This is a genomic window from Staphylococcus sp. HGB0015, assembly GCF_000411275.1.
Taxonomy (GTDB): Bacteria; Bacillota; Bacilli; order Staphylococcales; family Staphylococcaceae; genus Staphylococcus; species Staphylococcus schleiferi.
Map to the genome: position 1 here is coordinate 1,270,181 of NZ_KE150417.1, position 17,204 is coordinate 1,287,384.

The following is a 17,204-nucleotide window of genomic DNA, read 5'->3' on the forward strand; positions in this document are numbered from 1 at the left end:
CCGAGGCATAGAGCCGAAACCGAAAATCCATTTTGGCTTCTTATGAGCTACAATAAAAGCCAAAATTAGTTGAGGTAAGGCGCCTGGGAAAGCGAGACTCGAAGAAGCAATCGGAAGTTTGTGACTTAATTATTATAGACACATAACCACCATATAAAGTGTACAGCCATAAAAGAAGAGGTTAGGAAACGATTCCCAACCTCAATCTTCATCTTAGCTCATATTAATCCAATTTTTCTGGTTTATAAAATTGGCGATTCTCCAATCCAAAAATACGCTCTGTGAACTGTCCTTTATTAACCTTTTTAAAAGCTTTATCGAACATGTTCATTCGTGCATCAATGTTATCAATATAATTAAGAATTTCAGCTTCTTTTACTTGTGGTAACTTAGGAGAACCATACTCTAATTTACCATGGTGCGCTAAAATTAAATGGCGTAATAATAATATTTCTTCACCATCAACATTTAGCTCTCTTGCTGCATCCGCCACATCATCACTTGCTATAGAGATATGACCAAGTAAATTTCCTTCTAATGTATATGAAGTAGCAACAGGACCAGATAATTCTCTTACTTTACCCATATCATGTAGAATAATGCCACTATACAACAAACTGCGATTTAGTTCAGGATAAATATCGCATAAACTTCTAGCAATTTTAAGCATCGTTAATACATGATAACTTAGTCCACTAACAAAATTATGATGGTGTGAACTTGCTGCTGGATAAACAAAATAACGATCTTCATATTTGTTCAACAAATATCTTGTTACTCTTTGAAGTGGTGCATTTTCTATTTCAAAAATATATTCTTGCATCGCATCTTTGATTTCTTCTGGAGACATGGGTGCACCATCTATAAAATCTTGAGTACGCATGCCATCTTGGTCAGTAGCTAAACGAAACTGGTTCACCTTCATTTGTTTACGTCCACGATAATTGATGATATCACCTTTAACGTGAATGATACGTTCAGGTTGAAGTAATGGAATGTCCTCTTTAGACACCGTCCATAATTTCGCTTCTATTTCTCCACTTTTATCTTGTAAGTGAAGCGTCATGTAATCTTTTCCTTGTGCTGTAACCCCTTGAGTTGCACGGCGAATCAAAAAGAAGTGATCGACCGTATCTCCAGGTTGTAGTGTTTCAACATTTCTCATATTTAACGCCTTCCCATTCTATGTTTCTATCTTTTTTAATGTTACAAGTTGTTTAGTTGGTATATTTGAGTCACGTAAACATGTAAAATAGAGAATTTGGAATTCTTCAGACATGCCTCTTAAATATTTCATCATTCTTGAACGACGCTCTGCATCAAAATGCACAAATGCATCGTCAATAATAATCGGCAATGAATAATAAGGTTTTAATATTTTAATCAGACTAAGTCGAAGTGCTATATATAACAACTCTTTTGTAGATTGACTTAACTCAATTGGATGGTACATTTGACCATCTCGATGACGCACCATTACTTGTTCATTTTCGTATGTAACTTGAACATATTGGCCGTCTGTTAGTTCTGAATAAATATTCGTTGCCACATGAACAACTTGTGGTAATCGTTTATCTTTAATTTGTTTAATGTGTTCATCAACAAGTGCTTCGAGATAACTTAACGCTGCCCAATCATCTGCCGCAGCATTAAGTTGATTTTTCGAGAGCTCATATTGATGGCGTAAATGACGCAATGTATCATCTGTTTCCATATGATTGATTTGTGCAGATAAATCACTCACTTCACTTTGTATAGTGAGATATCTTTCATTATAGTCATCAATTTGCTCAGATAATTTTTGATATTCAGCATCAAGTTGTGCTGTCGTTTTTTCGCTTAATTTAGAACTTTTTTCATAACTATAATCTTGATTTTCAAGGAAATGTGTTAAGTCATTAAAGCGCGATAATCGTTTATGATAAGTTTGATAACGATCATGGTGTCTGTAATAACTTTCCTCATCTAATGCACCAATTGCGCCAAACAAATTATGAATAACACCTTGATTATCTTTTAAGCGTTGATTCAAATGTTTAATTTCGTTATCGATAAGCGAAATTTGTTCTAAATTATGTGAATGTCTTGTCATATCTTGATTTGCATTTTTCAACCATTCTCGGACATCATGAAATAATGTCTGACGGTCAAATTGTGATAAAGCTGATTCAATTTTTGATTTTGCTTCATCATAAAACGCCTCTAATTCATCATGTAATTGGGCTTTTGTCGCAGATAACGTACTTAAATGCTGTGCATGCTCTTTCAATTTTTGAATTGTTTCAATCGCATTTAATAATAAATCATCAGATAAATTTTGAGATACATGTAAATGCGTTTTCAGTTCTGATATGCTTTGAGATGACTTTTCATAATCAGTTTGTGCTTGCTCGTTTTGAATATTCAAATGATCTTTTTTCGTTTTAAGAATTGCAAGTTGTTGCTTTCTTTGAGTAATTTGATCACGTAATTGATATTGTGTCGACAAGTCGAAATCTAATTCATAATTATCTTCTAGTTGTTGTACTTCATGTTCTAATTGTGTAATTTCCTGTGAAAACTTCTCATTATGACCCACAGGTTTAGAACGGAACATAAAAATTGCGACGATAAATATCACACCTAGTACTGCTAAAACTACAGCCGGTACGAGTGCTTGAGAGAGAAACATAAAGATTGCGAATCCTATAGAGATCAGTGCAAGAATCATGGATGCAATACTCATATTTTTTTGCTTTTTATCTTTTTGTTGTTGTTCGACTTCGAATGCTTCTTTCATCTTCGAAAATAAATTACGCTTTTCACTTAATTCTAACAGGCGATGATCATAAATCTTTTTCTTTTCAAAGTTTTCATCACTCACAAGCTGTTCTTCTAGCTGTTCAATTTCATCTTCATATGACTGATATTCGATTTGATTTTCATCAATGTTACTTTTTAACTGCTGTAACAGTTGACTCTGGTCTCTTTTATTTCGTAACACTTCACTGGTATAACTTTTTTGTGCTTCTGAAGTGTCGATATTCTCATGCATTTCTTGCCAACCTATGTTGGACTGCAGACCAGACATATCCATTCGATGATTATTAATTTCACGATCGGTTTGTTTCAAATCAAGCGCTTTTTGCTTAATCGTATCTTCTTGTTTTGATACCCATTCAAAATTTTGATATAAATCTTGTTCGGGCACGAATAATTTATCGTTTTCTTTTTCAAGTTGACTTTTCTTTTCATCTCTTAAACCGATGTCTCTTTCAAGATGCTGAACCTGAATTTTCGCTGCTTCATAGCGATCAATTCCTTGCTCTGGAAATTCTAACGGTTCAATATTTAAATCCGCTTCTAACCCTTTCCATTCTTGGACCTGATCAATTAATGCAACTTCTTTTTGTTTTTCTTCAAAGAGTGCCGTAAGTTGACTCAAGTTTTCTTTCAAAGCTTTTAATCGTCTTGATGCTTTATCATGTTCTTCAGTAAGACGTTGATACGTTTCCAACTTCGCTGATTCTTCTCTAATATCAAATTCTAATTTTCTAATTTGCTCTAATTGCTGATTAATTTCTGGATTTTGTCCCGACTTTTTATATAGGTCTTGCTTTTTCTGATGAATTAATTCACGCATTCCAATAAACTCAGTTGAACCCAGTGCGCCCGCTTGCATTAAGAAATTTTGCAATTGTTGCTCACTCATATGTTTATGGATATCTTGCAATCCTAAAACACTAAAGGAGAAAATTTCTTGATATGTGCGCTTATTGATAAAATTGAGTTGCTGCTTTAACCAGCTTTCGTCTTTGATTGCACCATTAGGCATGAAAACTTTGACGTCTCCTACAGCACTTCCTTTGACACGTTCAACATCAACTTCTGAACCGTCATCCATAATCAATGTAACACGTCCACCGTAATGGTTCCCCATTCGAGGTTCTAATCTAGGCTCATTTTCTTTTTTAGTTGGAAACCCAAATAAAATTGAATGGATGAATGCTTGTAAAGTTGATTTACCTGCTTCATTTTCACCAAAAATTTCTGTGAACAACGGATTAAATTCAACTTTACGTTGGACAAATTGACCATAACCATAAATTTCAACTGATTTTATCTTCATGGCTTAATTGCCCTCCTTTAGTTCAGCTTCTATAATTGCTTCAGCACGTTCAATCAGTGCTTTTCGATCATGCTTTTGATAGTGATCTAAATATTTTGAGGCCTTAGGGTTCATATATAACTCAGATAATGCACGTTCGTAGACATCATCTTGCGCTATTAAATCTTCAGAAAACTCATTCGCAATACTTGTTTGAGTGATTTCTAAATAATTGATTATCCATTCATCAATCATCACAAAATGGCGTTCATTTTCTTCATATTCTGTAACTAAAGTTTTTACTTGCTCTAAAACTTGCGCGTCAATACGCTCATCTCCGTGAACATTAATCTGTAAACGGTAGAATGCTCTACCTTGATGGCGTACACTATCTTTAAATTCTTGAATTCTTTCAAATAAAGCCTGCTGAGATACTGAGTCAATTTCAATCGTCGCACTTTCGAAACGTATAAACTGCGTCGGAACAAAGCGCGTTTTCAATGCTACATGGTCTCCCTCAACGATGAGGCAACCTTTTTCCCCTTGCTCTTTAAAATGACGCCCTTGAATATTACCGGCATAGTGAATTTCTGGCAAATCACTCAATTGCTGTCTTTTATGAATGTGGCCAAGCGCCCAATAGTGATACAATTTTGCATTTAAATCTTCTAGACGAAATTCGGTGTAGCGATGTGCAGTCTCCGCTTTACTATAAGTGCCGTGAAGCACACCGATATGTACTGTTTGACGATCCTCATTCGTCGGATAAAGATCGATTTTATTTTCATAGCTTTCTCTCTTTTCATAACTAAAGCCATGTAAATGTACATTTTCACCGGATTTTGTAATCGCTTGATAAGTTTCAACATCTTTAGAAAAAACAGTGACATTTTCAGGCCATTTTGATGTGATTTGATCAGAGAGTGGATCATGATTTCCATGTGCAATATAGACAAAAATTTGTTCTTTTTGCAGGCGTTCAAATTGTCCTTTTAAAAACATTTCAGCTTTTAACGTACGATTGTGCTGATCAAACAAATCTCCACTTATCACCATAAAATCAACTTCTTCTCGTAATGCGAGATCTATAATTTTTTTAAAGCTTTCATAAGCGCTATTTTCGACATCTTTCAATATTGTAGGATTTAAATAGCGTTTTGATGCAAAAGGGCTATCTAGATGTAAATCTGCACAATGCAAAAATTTAACCATTTAAGCATTCTCCTTTTTACTTTCTAATTTCATCTCTGTTTAATAGACTATGTATTCATTTATTTTATCATATTTTAGTTATATAAGTGTGAACCAAAAGCGCATTCTGCAAGAACTTTATCATCTTCATGACATAAAAAAAGAGCAATTCAGAAATCTAATCTTTATGCGTTAGATTTCTAAATCTGCCCTAATCAATTTAAACCGTCCCATCGATTGAAACGATTGTTCATTGCTTCATTTAATTCCTATCAACCACTATGGATTAATAAGAATGTAGCCCATAGAAAAATTAGTTTGCGTAAATTTCATCCAATGGTTTAACAATGATTTGGTTGATTTCTTGGAATACTTGGCTCATTTTTTGTTCAGCATTCATTAATTCAGAAATGTTGCTGTCTTTTTCGATTTGTTGCGCTTGTTCTTGCGCTTTTTGCAAGTCTTCCTCACCAATTTCTTCACCTTGCATTTGTTTTTGTTGGAAGTTTAATTGTGTTTCACGAAACTCATCAAACAATTTTTTAGAGTTTTCATCAGCTTCAACTTTAGCATAAGCATCTTTAATCGCTTTATACTCGTCACTTTCGCGTAATGCTTGTTCTAATTTGTTCGCGTAATCATATAAATTTACAGCCATTTCTATTCGCTCCTTGAGTTGTGTAGTTTAAGATTGAATTCTATCTCTTCCAATCTCTTTCCTTGCTTACGATACCACATTTTATACAGTTATACAAAGATTGCAATTAAACCTTGGAAAAATCCAATAATTCCGCCTAAAATGAAGCCTAGCAACATGATTAATTTGAGTTCTTTATTCGCAATTTCAAATATCAGCTGTTCAATATAGTCTAAATCAAAACGATTAATTTGCTCTTCGATAAGTCCTCGAATGTTAACTTTTTTCATGATTTGAGACAAACGACGCGACAATGTATCTATTATCATGTCTGTAATACGGTCTGCACCTTTTTCATGTAACTTTTCAAATAATGAAGGCACAAGTGTATTAAGTGGCTGATGTGCACGTTTGGTTAAATTTGCTTGTTTTAAGACATAGTCAGCCAATTGAATTTGAATCTGCTCCATGGCTTCAGGTTGAATAATTTCTTTTAAAGGTAACGCCTTTATACGCTCATACTCAATCTTCAATTGTTGTGCCAATATGTTTCTCGCTTTCGGATGATACGTTAATCGAACTAACTCTTTTTGTATTCGCTCAGCAATTGCTTCTTGTGTCATAAACATTTGGAGTAAACCAACGATTTTCCCTTTCTCAACAAAAAATGTTTCTAACATATCAGAAATATCGTGATAACCTTTTTCAGATTCAAGGTAATCTCTAGCTTTCGTTAATAAAAATTCATCTAATGAATCAACTTTTTTATCTAGTTGTTGCACAATTTTCTCTGGAAGCCATTGATTCATTCCTTGATCTTGATGACTTAAATACTTTTCATTTAACGTTTTATAAACGATACGTTTTAACTGTCTTTCTCCTGAAGCGACGATATCAATATCAAAGCGCTCAGCTAAACGTTGCAGTGTCACATGATCTTGTTCCAAAAGGCGAATCTGATCTTTTACCGTTTGGTTCATAGTTTCTTTTATCTCAGGCGTAGCCAATTTCTCTTGAATCAATGCCTCAGTTAATAAATGATCTTCTATCACTTGACCAATTTTTTCGGCAATTTCTCCTCTTCTTTTTGGGATTAAACCCGGTGTAAAAGGAATGCGTTTACCAAAAATATAATATGCACGAAAAGGATGAAAAAGCATTTTAACTGCAATCATATTCGTTACGCCACCAATCACCGCACCTATGATTATCATAAATACAACAACTAAAATCGGTTGCATATTCATCTCTCCTTAATTAATCATCATCCATTGTTTTTATTGAACGTTTAAAACTTTAAAATCTATAAAATATGAAATATAGCAGTCAAAGCTTTAACAGTTGCTATTATACACACAATCCTCAATTATTATAAATTCAAACACTTTTTAATGAGATGATAGTGACGGCTTTCAATGCCTATATCAGATAAAAATAATTCCTTCAAAGCATGGTTACTCAGTCCATACTTTGAAGGAAGTTATTCAATGATTATTTATTCTATCATGATAATTTATTTTCAATCTTATGCGCGAATAAGATCTTCTTTAACATTACGTTGGAAGTATGTCTCAGCTTCTCTCAATTTAGGCGTCGCAAAAACAGGTTGTTTATCTGTATCTAGTACGCGATAAAGTTCACTCACTTTATTAGATTGAAGGATGAAACCACCTTTAGTATCAATTGTATCCCAGTAAATATCACTAATTGTTGAATATTTTGGATATGCAGCTTGGTTTCTTGAAATGGTTTGAACAATTTCTAGTGGGTCACAACCAAAAGTACTATTTAAAACTTCTGAATCTCTAAATAATGCACAAATGGATACACATGTCGTCCAGTTAGGTAATACACGCTCTTTTTCAATTTGAACAAGTGTCTTTTTTGACAAGCCAATTGTTTGAGCCATTGTATCTTGTGTATACCCCGCTTCGATACGTACCATCTTAAATTTGGTTTGAATTAAATCAGTAAAACTTTGTCTATCCATATTTATATTACTACCTCTCTTAAATAAAAATTTATCCGCACACAAGCATTGCAATTCTACACAATTCTTGAAACACAAATTACATATTAATACAAAATAAGATAAATGAAAAGCATCTTTTTAGAAAACATTGAAAGTCATAAAAATGACATAATTAACACAAATCGCAAATATATTTTAACTTAATAACGTTTATTTAAGTTAAAAATAAAACATTGATATCTATACTGTTTAACGCTATACACACTTGCGCAACACGCTTCTAATATTCTATTGGGAATGCATACTTTCTATTCATTTATTTTGTACTTTTATGGATTGAGGCTTGATGACGCTCAATACCTATGTATCTTTACTACTTTTACTTAACTTACAATGTCAGCCAATTTCTCTCTCTAACGCTGCTTATCTTAAGTCGCAAATATGTGTTTAAGGATTTTATTATAACACAAATTAATAGTGTTACGAACTCAAATAAATAATGTTTTTGTGTTTATTTCATCTTACAATAAATCACTTTTTATGCATGAATCATGTTTGGCCTTGTATTTCGACTTTATAATTTATCTTTTTTAAACCATTTATGAAACAACGCATGAAATACAATCGAAAGGCCTATACTAAAAAATATAATAATAATTATGTTTACGATAAGTTGCCAAAGATGATCACTAGGTAAATACGAAAACAGAAAAAACATAGGTATAACAAAAACAAGATCTAACCAACCTAACTCTTTTAATGCTTCGTCTAGCTGATTCAAAATGTTGACCTCCCTTTCGTCAATTTATAATAAACTAACAATTTTTATACATGTGTATTATAATTTTGATTTCATATAAACAAAAATATCGGATGATTCAGGAATGTAATGATTTTCAATGGATTATACACATTGTATCATATGTTAAAAAATGAGAGGATACCTATAAAGAATCGATATTATTGGTGAGTTTTGGAACTTGCTTAGCTGTATGAGCGATAATTACAACAATATCGGCATTATTTGAAATGTTATTAACCGTATCGGTATGCTTGTTATAGCTTCCTTTTTTCAGACAGCATCTCGCTAAAGATACAAGACTTTAATACCTTTGACCTCTCAAATTTTCATTCGTCCATTCCCTTTATCTTCAATTTTTAATACAATAAAGAAATATTAAGCACTGATTATTTTAGTTCGTGCATTGCCCCATCTATTAAGGATATAGCACACAAAATCATAAATACTGCTAAAGAAGAGGTAAAAAAATGAATTCTAAAGTTATCATTTTAAAAGACGATGCTTATGAAGAAAGTAATGTATCTATAACATTTACATTAAAAAACATATGCATGGATGAAGGACTCAAAATTTATTACTTTGATGTCATGACTCGATTTGAAAATCAACAAATCGAAACAGAATTGGCCATTTTCGATGATGAAATTCAACGTTTGAAAGACGTAGAATTTACACAGCCATTAACTAAGCTTTATTTCTTAGAGCCTGATATTTCATTGACAGTCATAGAAGTTAAAAAGGACGAATTCTGTGTATACGTCACCTTAGATTCAGGTTTAAGAATGCATAATATTGCGACTGAATCAGGCTTATCCGTAAGGCTCAATGTAGCGAAATCATCATTTAAGCAGTTCATCAATGAAATAGCATCCATCGAAGCACACACATCATATTTGAATGAATAGTCTTAGCTCGTTTGGTCACGCGCGCAAGTTATATATTTCTTTCAATATCATCTCGATTTGTTACGCTTTAATCATGTTTTCTAGCCTTGCTTGTCGCTAAAAGTTGGATATTGCATATTCTAATTCTCTACTATAAAAGCAACGGTTAGTGCATTTTCACTAACCGTTTTGATAGATCATGTCTTCTGCTTCATTATTCATATGCGTTCAAAGAGGATTGAATTACTCGACATGCATATGCCCTTTCAACTTTTTACCTTCTCTTTCAGATAATATTAAAGCACATGCTGCATCACCTGTAATATTAACAGCTGTACGAGACATATCGAGTAAACGATTGATGCCTAAAATAATACCAATGGCTGCTGGATTTAATCCAACTGCTGTTAACACCATCGCTAACATAATCAATCCAACACCCGGCACACCTGCTGTCCCTATCGATGCAATAACAGCAACTGCTACGACTGTAACTAATTGTAATAACGTTAAATCTGCACCCATTAATTGTGCAATAAAAATCGTTGCTACCCCTTGCATGATTGCAGTACCGTCCATATTTATTGTTGCCCCTAAAGGCTGAACAAAAGAAGCAATTTCAGGTCGAACCCCCATTTTTTTCGTACATTCCATAGAAACCGGAAGCGCAGCATTCGAACTCGAACCCCCGAATCCGACAGTAATAGCTGGAAAGAATCCTTTAAAGAACGCAATGGGACTCCGTTTTGCTAATAATTTCACTGCACCACCATATACGACAAAGAAATGGATGACTAAGGCACCTAATACAACAATAAAATAAAGACCTAATTGTTTAATCGCGCCAAAACCTGCGCCTGTAAAGGCATGTGCAACTAAGCCGAACGTCCCAATTGGCGCAAATACATTCATAATCATTGTAATAATATACATCAACACATTATTAAATTGTTCAAAAAATTGATGTACGATCCGTCCTTTATCGCCTACCATCATAATCCCAATACCAATAAAGATTGCAAAAGTGATAATTTGAAGCATATTTCCACCACTCATCGCTTCTATCGGATTTTTTGGGAAGAAATTTATGACCATTTGATCAAATGTTTGATTCACTGGAGAATCCGCCGCAGATTTTTGCCCCTCTAACTTTTTCTGATAAGCTGTTACTTCTTTACTTTTTAACAAATCTGAATGTCCTGCACCTGGTTTAACTATAAGTGCTAAACACATCGCTAAAGTGATTGCGAGTGCAGTCGTCGTTAAGAAAAATACAAGGGTTTTCAAACCAATACCACCTAGCAATTTTGGATCCCCTACACCAATGACACCAAGCACAATCGAAACAAAAACAACCGGTACAACAAGCATAAAAATCAAGTTTAAAAATACTTGTCCAATCACATTAAAAATATATTGATCTGTAAAAGATACAAATTTTCCCCCTTCGTAAAAATTAAAAATTGAACCTATCGTAATCCCTAATACTAATGCAACAATAATCTTGACTGTAAGCCCTTTAAATTTCATAATAGCCATCACCCTTATTACTTTTTACAATATTATAATCTGAAAATTGGCAATATAGCAATCATTTTTTAAATGACTAGATTTATCATGCTATTCATAGGATAATAGAAACATTGAGAATGATTTTTATTTTGATTCAATATTAATTCATTGATGTCAATTTTAATAGAGGTGTTATTGTTGCAAGTAGAAAACAGGATTTCCCAAGCTAAAAAAGGCGCAACCTTAAGCATCATCACATATACCATATTAACTTTATTAAAAGTCACATACGGTTGGCTAGCAGATAGTCGTGGTTTAACAGCGGATGGGATCAATAACGCAACAGATGTCATTAGTTCAATTGCCATCCTTATCGCTCTGCATATATCTATGAAACCAGTAGATAAAAACCATCCTTATGGGCATTATCGCTCAGAATTTATCGCTTCTTTAATCGCATCCTTTATTATGTTTGCTGTGAGTATTCAAGTGATTATTACTGGCGTAAAGCATTTTTATCAAGGTCAGTTTCATCAGCCGAGTCAATCAGCTTTAATTGTAGGCGTAATTTCAAGTTTCCTTATGTTTGCTGTCTTCCTCTATAATCGTAACTTAGCAAAAAAAGTTAAAAGCAATGCCCTTAAAGCAGCGAGTTATGATAACTTATCAGATGCTTTAGTTTCAATTGGGACTGTTATAGGTATTTTAGGTGTCTATATCGGAATTCCCATGCTAGATACACTGGCTGCAATAGTTATTGGTTTATTAATCATGAAAACAAGTATCGACATCTTTAAAGAAACAGCCATAACGTTAACAGACGGATACGACGTCGATGAACTCGAGCATATCGAGCAAATCATTTCGTCTATCCCTGGGGTCAAAGAAATTAGAGATATTAAAGCTCGAAGTCACGGAGTCATGTCATTCATTGATGTAACTATTGCTGTGGAACCCGAACTAAATGTCGTTGAAAGTCATCAAATATCAGATCATATTGAAACTAAGTTACAACAACAATTAGGTGAAGTCGAAACGATTGTGCATATTGAGCCGTATTTATATTAATAATGACCCATGATTGTATAAGCACCACAAAATAGGTGTGACAGTCATGGGTCATTTTAAGTTTTAAAACGATACATCTTTTGATTTTCAAACTTAGTGGAGACATTAAAGTATTAGAGTTTAATGTTTTCTTCACTACGAATTTTTAAATGCAAACTTGATAGATAAGTTCCTCTCACCTTAAAAATATTTATAATTTAAGCATTATAAACTTTGATTAGAAAGACAGAGTAGATGAAGTCCACCCTTATCAAAGCTGATAGTAATTTCTTTCCTAAGCATTTTATGTTGTTTCTTTGTATAAATGAATCAATTTGTACAAATGATAGCATAATCATTCAGTTATAGAATTTTCATTGAAATTGTATCTCAATTTGAAGTAGAAAAGTAAGATTAATATTCCTAAAGCACAAATGGCATAAACAATCGCATAGTTTAAAGGGATTAAGAAACCAAAAATGAAATATGACAATGGTGTTAAGGACGCATTCAGGCTCTGTATAATTGAAAATACTCTAGATTTAAATTTTTCATCTATCGTTTGCTGAAGTATTATTTGAAAAGGGATGTTATTTAAAGATACGGAAAAGCCTAAAAATGCATTAGCAATTAAAATAATAATAAATATATTCATCTCACTGATGCTATAAAAACGAGTTGACGCTACGATTAATAAAGAAAGTGATTGTAGAATCATAGAAATGATATATAACAATTTTAAGCGATTATGAATATTTAATATTGATAACAGAACGGATGAAATGACAATCGCTCCACCTATAGTACTTTCTGCGACACCTAAATAATTGGCTTTTAAGTTAAGAATTTTGATGATGATAATAGGTAATCCGACAATTAAAGAATTGCATAAAAAATTGATAAATAAGCTAACTATAAAAATGACTTTTAAATTATTGATTAATGACAAGTGCTTAAAACCCTCTATAAAGCTTGTTAAAAACTTTTGTTCCTTACTAATTGCATTACCACTTTTGAAAGTTAATAGAAGTAAAAGAAAAAATGCAATAAGTTCAGTTAAACTATTAATAAGCGCGAGTAAATTGATATTTATTATGGTAACTATAAATCCACCAATTATAGGTGTTAACAAAATTGATGATGATTGGATAGTTTGTCTTATAGATACTATTTTTTCTATGTAATCGCCAGTTATAAATTTTAAATTTGATGTAATGGTTATTTTTACTATTGAGTCAACAAATACGAGAATCATCATTGCGGTAAAAATCGTATACACTTCTTCGTTGTAAAATATGTAAAACATAAGTAGTGTACAGACACTTATAAATTGACCCATTAACAATATCTTTTTATTTGAAGTTCTGTCAATTAAGCTCCCTATAAATGGTGCTGATATTGTTGTTACAAACGCTAATACAGCTAAGTAACTCCCAAAAACTGAGCCAGATTGCGTGATTTTAAGGATATAAAAGCCACATGCAAAAGTAAAAATTGAAGAAAAAAATAATGAAATTGTTTCAAACGTGACTAAAATTATTGATTTGCGCATACATATCCCCCCTTTTAATATATAATACAATTGACTTGTTTAATTGAAAATATTTACATTTCAGAATTTTCTGTCTAAATATAAATTGTGAGAAATAAACAGTAATATTTATAATCTCACAAAAATTTATCTGAATTATAAAATAGCAACAGAGATAATCTTATAACGTTAATATTTGAAATTAACGGGTGTAAAGAAATAGTAGCAGAAAGCATTGATCTTAATATCGGGGGAAAAAGCGTCATTTCAATCTATACATTAAATAACGTCACAATATATGTAACAAAAGACAATTTTTGGAATGCATACATTGTGACGTTAATTTTGTGAAAAATAATCGGTATGACCGTTGATGAACACACAAATTTAGTTATTTCTCCATATTTTACTCGAGCAGTTTAAATGAGGTTGTTTTCCATAGCATAAATGGCCGCTTGCGTGCGGTCATTGACTTGTAATTTAGAAAAAATATGACTGACATGTGTTTTAATCGTTTTTTCAGATACAAATAATGTTTCAGCAATTTCTTTATTTGTCTTACCTTTAGCCATTTCTTTTAAAACTTCCGTTTCACGTTTCGATAATTTATTAAGGATATGAGGCTTCGTGATAACAACATCCATCACATGTTGTGCATCTTCATGAATTACTTTCTCTCCATTTAAAACGCGTGTAATTGACGTCATTAATGCTTCAGGTTCAACATCCTTCATTTCATATCCATCAGCGCCAACCCGCATTGCAGACATGACGTGCTCTTCATCAACATAACTCGTTAAAACTAAAATCTTAATGTGCGGAAACCCTTCTTTAATATGTTGTATTAACGTAATCCCGTTCATCTCAGGCATGACTAAATCAACTAACACCAGATCGGGCTCAATTTGTTTTTCATTTAATGCATCCAATAATGATTGACCATTTCCAAAACTACCGGTCACTTCTATTTCATTTTGTGTTGACAATAAAAATTCTAAGCCTTGACGCACAATAAAATGGTCATCAACTAATGCAATTTTAGGCATAAAAAAGCCTCCCTTTGATGTTAAAGTGGTATCTTAATTTTAATCGATGTCCCTTGACGACTGTCAATATGCATCGTTCCTTTTATCATTTTAATACGTTGCCTCATATTCGATAACCCATGCTTATCGTAAACATCGATACGCGTAACGTCAAACCCCTTTCCTTCGTCTGAAATATCAACGGTTAGCAAGTCATCAGATTGATTAAGGACTACCGTAATTTTTGATGTATTGGCATGCTTTTTCGTATTGTTCATTGCTTCTTGAATGACGCGATAAATATTTGTCTCAATTTTGTTTTCTAAGTCAATCAAACCATGAACCGTAATGTCGATTTCTAAATCGATTAATTTCGCATAATTTTTAAGTGCGTGGACAATTCCTTGCTCTAACCCCACTGGCTTTAATTGCCAGATTAAAGCTCTCATTTCATTTACCGCATTTTGGCTTGTCTGTTCAATTTGGGCAAAAGCGCGTTGTGACGTTTCTTCTTCAGACATTTGCCCTGCTGCGTGTGCAGTTAATTTTAAAGAAAACAACATTTGATTCACTGAATCATGTAAATCTCGAGCCAATCGATTACGTTCATTAATACGTGCCGCCTCTTTTTCTTGGTTGTTCAAGTCAATTCTTTTAATCGCTGAGCCAATTTGAAAAGCGACTGATTCTAAAAGTTCAAGATCTTCATCACTGTAATGTGTTGTAAAAGGTGTCGCAACATTTAATAAACCAAATTGCTCATTGCCTGATCTTAACGGAACCGTCGCGTGATGCGTTATATTATCAGTTTCTGTACTAAATTCACGACTGGCTAAGTTAATACGAGAACAGTTAATAATGTTAGAGGCTTTCGTCAATTTTTGATTATGATAAGATTGAACACACCAACATGAACCTTCTGTCATATATTTACAATGATGATGCGTAAGTGCTGGTGGTAGCGAGCGTTGTGCTTCTAATGTATGATAGCCTTCCGCATCAATAAAAAATATCCATCCCGTTGTGAAATCACTCCCCTTTACCAAATAATCTAAAGCACCATCAAGCATCGATTGTAATTCTGTTTCTTCATTGAGAAATTCAGCGATTTCTTTTAATAATGCTAATCGCGTTGGTTTTTCCACTTCATGCACACCTCTCTTCTACTTTTTAAAATTTAAAATATAAAACCGAAAAATATGTATTTAGTTTTATTATACACATCCCGCTTTCCCTTTAAAAACCATCAACACCATGCTGATTTATGGTATGATAGAAACAATTAAGGAGGATACTATGAAATTTTCAGTTGCTGAACCGTTTGATCAAATGTCTATCCGAGACATTTTTAAATCATTAAAACTACCTAAAAAAGAACTCCATTTGTTGAATATGTCTAAAGCCATTACTGTTAATGGTCAACCCGCACAATTTCAGCAAACCGTTTCATCTGGAGATGTCATCTCAATTCCTGATGAGCCTGTGAAGAGTCAATATTTACCTAGTTATCGCTATGCACAGATTGTTTACGAAGATGATTATTTAGCGATTGTATATAAACCTAAAGGTGTGAAAACACATCCTAATGACTTGAAAGAAAGTAATACATTGATGAATCATATCATCTATACTTTAAATTGTGATTATGTAGAACCTATTCATCGTCTTGACCAAGAAACCGTGGGTCTATTAATCGTTGCTAAACATCCAATTGTAAAAAAAATACTCGACCGTATGTTAGAAGACAATATGATTCACCGCATTTATCAAGCACAAGTAAAGGCTTTATTACCGATTAAACCACAAACTATTGATATGCCGATTGGTAAAGACAAATTCCACCCGAATAAAAGACGTATTTCGAATACAGGTCAACGTGCAGTCACACATATTATAGAATCAAAAATGATCAAAGAAGGTGTATGTGAAGTCAAACTTAAACTCGATACTGGTCGTACGCATCAAATTCGTGTTCACCTTGCTGAAATAGGTCATCCGGTTCTAGGAGATCCGTTGTATAGTGATTCTAAGTTAAGACAATTACAATTAGAAAGTTATCAAATTGAATTCCAACACCCACTTACGCAGCAGCTCATCTCTGTTACAACGGACGATATTAAATAATACTTAATTTTATAGCATAAACATACAGAGGCTAGAACATCAATCCTAAAAACAAATTGCGCTAAGATGAATTTTATTAGAAGACCGTCTTAGCGCTTGATTTTTATGATAAAACCTCTTATTGAATGATTTCGTTTTTCGAAGTGACATTGTCAACCTGTAGTCTACGTCTCGTCCTGTTCCCTTAGGCGTCTCGACACCAATATTACTAACGTGATTATTAAGGCTGTACACTTTATATGGTGGTTATGTGTCTATAATAATTAAGTCGCAAACTTCCGATTGCTTCTTCGAGTCTCGCTTTCCCAGGCGCCTTACCTCAACTAATTTTGGCTTTTATTGTAGCTCATAAGAAGCCAAAATGGATTTTCGGTTTCGGCTCTATGCCTCGG

The 17,204-nt window shown here is 33.2% G+C and carries 14 protein-coding genes; 3 read left to right on the plus strand and 11 right to left on the minus strand.

All coding sequences use genetic code 11. The annotated features are described in order from the left end of the window. Window positions 1-223 precede the first annotated feature (223 nt). From yhaM to HMPREF1208_RS12185, 7 genes are all read right to left on the minus strand, one after another. Complete coding sequence (gene yhaM / locus HMPREF1208_RS05930) at window positions 224-1,165, minus strand: 3'-5' exoribonuclease YhaM (RefSeq protein ID WP_016425449.1); 942 nt, start codon at window positions 1,163-1,165, stop codon at window positions 224-226. Window positions 1,166-1,183: 18 nt separating this feature from the next. After that, on the minus strand, window positions 1,184-4,108 hold the full coding sequence (locus HMPREF1208_RS05935; protein ID WP_016425450.1) for an ATP-binding protein: 2,925 nt from the start codon (window positions 4,106-4,108) through the stop codon (window positions 1,184-1,186). A gap of 3 nt (window positions 4,109-4,111) precedes the next feature. Continuing rightward, window positions 4,112-5,299: a metallophosphoesterase family protein gene (locus tag HMPREF1208_RS05940; RefSeq protein ID WP_016425451.1), complete on the minus strand. Its 1,188-nt coding sequence runs from the start codon at window positions 5,297-5,299 to the stop codon at window positions 4,112-4,114. A gap of 292 nt (window positions 5,300-5,591) precedes the next feature. Continuing rightward, complete coding sequence (locus HMPREF1208_RS05945; protein WP_016425452.1) at window positions 5,592-5,936, minus strand: YlbF/YmcA family competence regulator; 345 nt, start codon at window positions 5,934-5,936, stop codon at window positions 5,592-5,594. An 89-nt stretch (window positions 5,937-6,025) separates the two neighbouring features. Then, entirely contained in the window at window positions 6,026-7,156 is a 1,131-nt protein-coding gene (locus HMPREF1208_RS05950; protein WP_016425453.1) for a DUF445 domain-containing protein, read from the minus strand. 284 nt (window positions 7,157-7,440) lie between these two features. Next, window positions 7,441-7,905 carry an XRE family transcriptional regulator XdrA gene (xdrA, locus tag HMPREF1208_RS05955; protein ID WP_016425454.1) on the minus strand — a complete coding sequence of 155 codons (465 nt, stop codon included), beginning with the start codon at window positions 7,903-7,905 and terminating at the stop codon, window positions 7,441-7,443. 556 nt (window positions 7,906-8,461) lie between these two features. Then, window positions 8,462-8,668 (minus strand): DUF6007 family protein, encoded by a 207-nt coding sequence (locus HMPREF1208_RS12185; protein ID WP_016425455.1) that lies wholly within the window; start codon window positions 8,666-8,668, stop codon window positions 8,462-8,464. A 488-nt stretch (window positions 8,669-9,156) separates the two neighbouring features. On the opposite strand from HMPREF1208_RS12185, the gene HMPREF1208_RS05965 reads away from it, so the two are divergent. Continuing rightward, window positions 9,157-9,594, plus strand: a complete 438-nt coding sequence (locus HMPREF1208_RS05965; RefSeq protein WP_016425456.1) for a hypothetical protein — start codon at window positions 9,157-9,159, stop codon at window positions 9,592-9,594. A 222-nt stretch (window positions 9,595-9,816) separates the two neighbouring features. On the opposite strand, the gene HMPREF1208_RS05970 is transcribed toward HMPREF1208_RS05965, so the two are convergent. Next, complete coding sequence (locus HMPREF1208_RS05970; RefSeq protein ID WP_016425457.1) at window positions 9,817-11,103, minus strand: dicarboxylate/amino acid:cation symporter; 1,287 nt, start codon at window positions 11,101-11,103, stop codon at window positions 9,817-9,819. Window positions 11,104-11,283: 180 nt separating this feature from the next. Between HMPREF1208_RS05970 and HMPREF1208_RS05975 the strand changes: the two genes are divergently transcribed. Further along, the gene (locus tag HMPREF1208_RS05975) at window positions 11,284-12,153 is read left to right on the plus strand and encodes a cation diffusion facilitator family transporter (protein WP_016425458.1); all 870 of its coding nucleotides are present in this window, start codon (window positions 11,284-11,286) and stop codon (window positions 12,151-12,153) included. Between the two features lie 334 nt (window positions 12,154-12,487). Here the strand turns inward: HMPREF1208_RS05975 and HMPREF1208_RS05980 are convergent, their stop codons facing one another. The 3 genes from HMPREF1208_RS05980 to HMPREF1208_RS05990 form a co-directional block, all read right to left on the minus strand. Beyond that, window positions 12,488-13,684 carry an MFS transporter gene (locus HMPREF1208_RS05980; protein ID WP_016425459.1) on the minus strand — a complete coding sequence of 399 codons (1,197 nt, stop codon included), beginning with the start codon at window positions 13,682-13,684 and terminating at the stop codon, window positions 12,488-12,490. 398 nt (window positions 13,685-14,082) lie between these two features. Continuing rightward, the gene (locus HMPREF1208_RS05985) at window positions 14,083-14,709 is read right to left on the minus strand and encodes a response regulator transcription factor (RefSeq protein WP_016425460.1); all 627 of its coding nucleotides are present in this window, start codon (window positions 14,707-14,709) and stop codon (window positions 14,083-14,085) included. A 20-nt stretch (window positions 14,710-14,729) separates the two neighbouring features. Continuing rightward, a complete protein-coding gene (locus HMPREF1208_RS05990) occupies window positions 14,730-15,833 on the minus strand; it encodes a GAF domain-containing sensor histidine kinase (RefSeq protein WP_016425461.1) in 1,104 nt (367 codons plus the stop codon). A 151-nt stretch (window positions 15,834-15,984) separates the two neighbouring features. On the opposite strand from HMPREF1208_RS05990, the gene HMPREF1208_RS05995 reads away from it, so the two are divergent. Next, complete coding sequence (locus tag HMPREF1208_RS05995; protein ID WP_016425462.1) at window positions 15,985-16,812, plus strand: RluA family pseudouridine synthase; 828 nt, start codon at window positions 15,985-15,987, stop codon at window positions 16,810-16,812. The last annotated feature ends 392 nt before the right edge of the window (window positions 16,813-17,204 follow it).